This window comes from Dyella sp. 01N36, from assembly GCF_056399745.1.
Genome location: NZ_JBFTRY010000200.1, coordinates 1 through 5,905, shown reverse-complemented (window position 1 = coordinate 5,905; position 5,905 = coordinate 1). Strand labels below are relative to the sequence as shown.

Here is a 5,905-nt window from a genome sequence, read left to right as displayed (position 1 = left end):
CTATCCCGCCGACGACGATGCGCTGGCCTGGCTCGGTCGCGTGGGCGGCTTCGAGATCGCTGCGCTTTGCGGCGCGTATATCGGCGCGGCGCAGCGCGGCATCCCGGTGCTGGTCGATGGCTTCATCACCACGGCCGCGGCCCTGGCAGCCGTGCGCATCAATCCGTCCTGCCGTGAGTGGATGTTCTTCGCGCACCGTTCGCGCGAGCGCGGGCACGCGCGCCTGCTTTCGGTGCTCGAAGCCGATCCGTTGCTGGATCTTGGCCTGCGCCTGGGCGAGGGCAGCGGTGCTGCCGCGGCCGTGCCGCTGATGCGCCTGGCCTGCGATCTGCACGCGCGCATGGCCACCTTCGCGCAGGCGGGGGTGAGCAGCGCATGATCGGCAAGCACACCGGCATCGATTTGTTGCGCCATGGCGATACCGGGCAGCGCAGCTATCGCGGCCAACTCGACGACGCGCTCAGCCCGCTGGGCTGGAGTCAATTGCGTGCGGCGATTTTCGGACGCAGCTGGGATGCCATCGTCACGTCGCCGCTGCGTCGTTGCGCGGAGTTTGCGCAGGATCTGGCCTGTGCACGCCGCGTGCCGATGCGGGTCGATTCGCGTCTGGCCGAATACCACTTCGGCGATTGGCAGGGCGTACCCATCGAGACGCTGGCCCAGCAACAGGGCGATGCGCTGGCGCGCTTCTGGGCTGATCCCGTCGCGCATCCGCCGCCGGGCGGCGAGTCGTTCGCGGCCTTTCGCGATCGTCTTTGCTCGGCCTTGAACGAAGTCGCCGAAGCGGCGGAAACCCAGCGCGTGCTGGTGGTGACCCATGGCGGCGCGATCCGGCTGCTGCGTTGCGAGGCGGAAGCGCGCGACTTCGGCGAGATGGCGAACATCGACGTGCCGCACGCATCGCTGCATGTGCTGCCGTGGGCGGCGCCATCGAGCAAGCAGGACCAGGCCTGATGCGAGGGCTGTTCGCGGCCATCGGCTTTCTCACGCGCTTGCCGCTGCCGGCGCGCGCGTTCGATGGCGCGTCCTCGCCCTCGGCACAGCTGGCCTGGTATCCCGCCGTGGGCTTGTTGCTTGGCGCGTTGCTGTGGTGCCTGGGTTGGCTGTTGTCCGGCGCGTCGCCCTTGCTTGCGGCAGCGCTATTGCTGGTCGCGTGGGTGGCGCTCACGGGCGCACTGCACCTGGACGGCCTGGCCGACAGCGCGGACGCCTGGGTGGGCGGCCTGGGCGATCGCGAGCGCACGCTGACCATCATGAAAGACCCGCGCAGCGGCCCGATCGGCGTTACCGCGATCGTGCTGGTCTTGCTGTTGAAGTTCGCGGCGCTGGCCAGCGTCCCGCAGCCATCGGCGATGTTATGGGTGGCACCCTTGCTTGGCCGCTCCGTGCTCACCGCGGCGTTCATGACGACGCCCTACGTGCGCAGCGGCGGCCTGGGCAGCGGCCTGGTGGGTGAGTCGCGGGCGGTGTGCGCGGTGGCGCTGCTGCTCGCCGCGATCGTTGCATTGTTCGCCGGATGGCACGGGCTGCGGGCCGTCTTGGTGGCCGCCTTGGTTTTTGCCTGGTGGCGATGGACCTGCCTGCGCCGGCTTGGCGGCATGACCGGCGATACCTGCGGTGCGCTGACCGAATTCACGGAGGCGGCCGTACTGGTGGCGCTGGCGCTCTAGCGGTTTGCCTTGCCAGCACCTACAAATCGTTGAATTCCCGCCGTTCGCCTCGATAATGGACAGTTGTCGCCGTATGCGCCGGTGCGTGATCCCGGCACGGCGATCGATCCTTCGGAGTGTCCATGCCTATCTACGAATTTGAATGCGCCAGCTGCGGCCACCGTTTTGACCGCCTGCAAAAGATCGCCGATCCCGATCCGTCGGTGTGCCCGGCTTGCGACGTGGCCGAAGTGAAGCGACGCCTGAGCGCCCCGGGTTTCCGCCTGGCCGGCAGCGGCTGGTACGAGACCGACTTCAAGAAGGACGGCGACAAGAAGCGCAACCTGGCCGGCGACAGCGCCGCGCCTGCGGCCAGTGCGCCGAGCCCGCCCGCGCCCTCCAGCTCATCGAGCTCCTCCAGCGACAGCTGAGCGAGCCGGATGGCTGAACGGCGGATAGCCGGCCGGCAGGTTTCTACGAACAGTCGCAAGATATTCAATTCCGGTTGAAGATATTCCCACTAGCGTGACTAGCCGTCACAGAGGAGTGGGATTGATGTTCCGGATACGAACAGGCTTGATGGGTGTAGCGGCAGGTCTCATGGCAGGCCTGCTGTGGGTGGCGGCGCCGGCCGTACATGCGCAGGGTCGCGACCAGGTGCGTTGCGGCAGCGACGATGGCCGCTTCACGCGTTGCCAGGTGCCGTGGCGCGACGCCGAAATGATCCGCCAGGAATCGAACAGCCCGTGCATCCGCGGGCGGACCTGGGGCGTCGATCGCGGCGGCCTGTGGGTGGATCAGGGCTGCCGCGCCCAGTTCGTCGAAATGGGCGGTGGCGGTTACCGCCCGCCGGGTGGTGGTGGCTATTACCCGCCGCCGGGCTATCGGCCGCCGGACAACGGCGGCTGGCGCCCGGGTCCCGACTGGGATCGCGAGATCCGCCTGCAGTGCGAAAGCAACGACAAGCAGTACCACTTCTGCCAGGTGGACGTGGGTGGCCGCGGCAATGCCGTGCTGCTGCGCCAGCTGTCCGGTTCGCCCTGCGAGCAGGGCTACAGCTGGGGCTGGAACCGTGCCGGCGTGTGGGTTTCCAAGGGCTGCCGCGGCCTGTTCTCGGTGAATCGCCGCTGGTAATGGACTGAAACGTGGGCGCAGGCGCGGTTTTCCAACCCCGCCTGCTGCCCGCCGCCGGGCGGGTCGGTGTTAACATTCCGGGTCTTCTTGTCCACGCATCACGCCGCCCAGCGGCCCGGAGTTCCAAGCGCATGCGCACGCATTTTTGCGGCCTCATCGATGAGGCACTGGTCGGTCAGACCGTTTCCCTGTGTGGCTGGGTCAACACCCTGCGCCTGCAGAGCCACGTGGCTTTCGTCGACCTGCGCGACCACGAGGGCCTGGCCCAGGTGGTGATCGAGCGTGACAACGCCGCCGCGTTTGCCGTGGCCAACGAAATCGGCAACGAATATTGCCTGCGCGTCACCGGCACCATCCGCAAGCGCCTGTCGGTGAACGACAAGCTGCGCACCGGCACGGTGGAACTGGTGGCTGACCAGGTCGAGATTCTCAACGCCGCGAAGKACCTGCCGTTCGCGATGCACGAGAATCCCAACGAGGAGATGCGCCTGACGTATCGCTACCTCGACCTGCGCCGCCCGGACATGCAGCAGATGATGCGCCGTCGCATCAAGCTGGTGCAGTCGCTGCGCCGGTATCTGGATGCGGCCGGTTTCCAGGACATCGAGACGCCGATCCTGACCAAGGCCACGCCCGAAGGCGCGCGCGATTACCTGGTGCCCAGCCGCGTGCATCCGGGCCAGTTCTACGCGCTGCCGCAGTCGCCGCAGCTSTTCAAGCAGATCCTGATGATGGCCGGTTTCGACCGCTACTATCAGATCGCGCGCTGCTTCCGCGACGAAGACCTGCGCGCCGATCGCCAGCCCGAATTCACCCAGCTCGACCTTGAGTTCGCCTTCGTCGAAGAAAAAGACGTGCAGGACTTCGTGGAGGAACTGATCCGCCACGTGTTCAAGGAAGTGGTCAACGTCGAGCTCGACGCGTCGTTCCCGCGCATGACCTGGGCCGAAGCCATGCGTCGCTTCGGTTCGGACAAGCCGGACCTGCGCATCGCGCTCGAGCTGGTCGACATCGCCGACGCGGTGAAGCATGTGGAATTCAAGGTGTTTGCCGAGCCGGCCAATGCCGACAACGGTCGCGTGGCGGCGCTGCGCGTGCCGGGCGGCGCGACGTTCACCCGCAAGGAAATCGACCAGCTCACCGAATACGTGGCCAAGTACGGCGCGAAGGGCCTGGCCTGGCTGCGCGTGGATGATCTGTCCAAGGGTCGCGACGGCATCAACTCGCCGGTGGCCAAGTTCCTTGACGATCAGGCGCTGCAAGGCGTGCTCAAGCTCACCGGCGCCGAATCGGGCGACATGCTGTTCTTCGGCGCGGGCACGTGGAAGGCCGTCACCGACTTCATGGGCGCGCTGCGTCTGAAGGTCGGCAAGGACCGCGGCCTGGTCGAAAACAGCTGGAAGCCGCTGTGGGTCACCGACTTCCCGATGTTCGAATACGACGAGGAAGAAAAGCGCTTCGTCGCCCTGCATCATCCGTTCACCGCGCCMAAGGTGGACGACATCGCCGAACTGCGCGCGAATGCGTCCAACGCGGTGAGCCGCGGTTACGACATGGTGCTCAACGGCAACGAGATCGGCGGCGGTTCCATCCGTATCCATCGCCCGGACATGCAGAGCACGGTGTTCGACCTGCTCGGCATCACGCCGGAAGAGGCCGAGATGAAGTTCGGCTTCCTGCTCAAGGCGCTGAAATTCGGCGCGCCGCCGCACGGCGGCCTGGCCTTCGGCATCGACCGCATCGCCGCGTTGATGGCTGGCACCGAATCCATCCGCGACGTGATCGCCTTCCCCAAGACCACCAGCGCGCAGGATCTGATGACCGATGCGCCGTCGCTGGTGAGCGAGGCGCAGCTGAAGGAGCTGCATGTGAAGGTGGCTGCGGAAGCGAAGCCGGTCTGATTTTCTGCCGTCATTCCGGCTGGTGCCGGGATGACGAGCAAACTCCAGCGCGCACTGCGTCGCGACCCTGTCGCAACTTTTTGTGCACAATCGACTCTACACAATGACCGCGCTTCCAACGCGCGGCCATCTGCCCTGTCGTTGATGCATCACACCCTGGCGCCATGACCGATCACGTCATTCTCCTGCACGGCCTTTGGATGCGCGGTTTCGCGCTCTTGCTGCTGCATCGGCGCATGATGGAGGCGGGCTTTCGCGTTCATCGCTTCGACTATATGAGCGTGGCAGCGTCGCAGCCGCGCATTCTCAACAGCCTGCAGGCTCGCATCCATGAGCTTGGGCAGGACTCCCAGCGGGTACATCTGGTCGGACACAGCCTGGGCGGCCTGCTGGCGCTGCGCGCCTGCGCCGAAGTCGCGTTGCCGCCGGGCCGCGTGGTCTGTCTGGGGTCGCCGCTCAAGGGCAGCGCCGCCGCGCGTCGCTTCGCCGGCATGGGGCGCGGTGGCGAGGTCTTGCTCGGCCACAATCGCGAACTGCTGGAAAACGGCTTCGACCGCTGGCAGGGCGAGCGCGAGGTGGGTGTGATCGCCGGCAAGGTGTCGCTCGGCCTGGGCGCGATGATCGGACAGTTCGAGGGCGATAACGACGGCTGTGTGACGCTGGAAGAGACTTTCCTCCCAGGCATTGCCGACCATTGCGCCATCGAGACCAACCATACGGGGCTGCTGTTTTCCCAGGAAGCCGCGCGCCAGGTCACCCAGTTCCTCCAGCAGGGTCGTTTCGATCGCGCCGAGGCCTGACAGGGCGCACTCCCAGGCGCTTTCGCGTGCCGCTTGCCCGTACTACGCCGCGAAGCGATAGAATTCGCGCCTCGTCCGTTCACCAGATTTGCAGGAAGTGCCATGGGTAGAGGCCCGTCCATCGAAGGTCGCAAGAATGCCGAAGACGCCAAGCGCGCCAAGGTGTTCACCAAGCTGATCCGCGAAATCACCGTGGCAACACGCGCCGGCATCGCCGATCCATCCGCCAACCCGCGCCTGCGCGCGGCGGTGGACAAAGCTTTGTCGGCCAATATGACCAAGGACACCATCGAACGCGCGATCAAGCGCGGCTCGGGCGCCGACGGCGGCGCCGCGATGGAAGAGCTGCGCTATGAGGGCTATGGCCCGGCCGGCATCGCCCTGATCATCGACTGCTTCACCGACAACCCGACCCGCACCG

Annotated in this window: 8 protein-coding genes; all 8 read left to right on the top strand. The window is 66.4% G+C overall.

Annotated elements, in window-relative coordinates:
• The coding region (locus AC1DMG_RS18935; protein WP_477180901.1) for a nicotinate-nucleotide--dimethylbenzimidazole phosphoribosyltransferase at positions 1–379 on the top strand (379 nt) is incomplete at its 5' end.
• Complete coding sequence (locus tag AC1DMG_RS18930) at positions 376–954, top strand: histidine phosphatase family protein (RefSeq protein ID WP_477178424.1); 579 nt, start codon at positions 376–378, stop codon at positions 952–954. The genes AC1DMG_RS18935 and AC1DMG_RS18930, both read left to right, overlap by 4 nt.
• A complete protein-coding gene (locus AC1DMG_RS18925; RefSeq protein ID WP_477176302.1) occupies positions 951–1,670 on the top strand; it encodes an adenosylcobinamide-GDP ribazoletransferase in 720 nt (239 codons plus the stop codon). Before AC1DMG_RS18930 ends, AC1DMG_RS18925 begins: the two co-directional genes overlap by 4 nt.
• Positions 1,671–1,792: 122 nt before the next feature.
• Positions 1,793–2,080, top strand: a complete 288-nt coding sequence (locus AC1DMG_RS18920; RefSeq protein WP_441603141.1) for an FmdB family zinc ribbon protein — start codon at positions 1,793–1,795, stop codon at positions 2,078–2,080.
• Positions 2,081–2,204: 124 nt separating this feature from the next.
• On the top strand, positions 2,205–2,783 hold the full coding sequence (locus AC1DMG_RS18915) for a DUF3011 domain-containing protein (protein ID WP_046971060.1): 579 nt from the start codon (positions 2,205–2,207) through the stop codon (positions 2,781–2,783).
• A 131-nt stretch (positions 2,784–2,914) separates the two neighbouring features.
• Positions 2,915–4,684, top strand: coding sequence for an aspartate--tRNA ligase (aspS, locus tag AC1DMG_RS18910; RefSeq protein WP_477180900.1), 1,770 nt, complete (start codon positions 2,915–2,917; stop codon positions 4,682–4,684).
• Between the two features lie 164 nt (positions 4,685–4,848).
• A complete protein-coding gene (locus tag AC1DMG_RS18905) occupies positions 4,849–5,484 on the top strand; it encodes an esterase/lipase family protein (RefSeq protein ID WP_477178423.1) in 636 nt (211 codons plus the stop codon).
• A gap of 102 nt (positions 5,485–5,586) precedes the next feature.
• On the top strand, positions 5,587–5,905 hold a 319-nt coding region (locus AC1DMG_RS18900; RefSeq protein WP_477180899.1), incomplete at its 3' end, for a YebC/PmpR family DNA-binding transcriptional regulator.

Bases quoted from the DNA above. Each gene is read 5' to 3' on its own strand.
- AC1DMG_RS18930 (WP_477178424.1), top strand. From the start codon at position 376: ATGATCGGCAAGCACACCGGCATCGATTTGTTGCGCCATGGCGATACC.
- AC1DMG_RS18920 (WP_441603141.1), top strand. From the start codon at position 1,793: ATGCCTATCTACGAATTTGAATGCGCCAGCTGCGGCCACCGTTTTGAC.
- AC1DMG_RS18915 (WP_046971060.1), top strand. From the start codon at position 2,205: ATGTTCCGGATACGAACAGGCTTGATGGGTGTAGCGGCAGGTCTCATG.
- AC1DMG_RS18905 (WP_477178423.1), top strand. From the start codon at position 4,849: ATGACCGATCACGTCATTCTCCTGCACGGCCTTTGGATGCGCGGTTTC.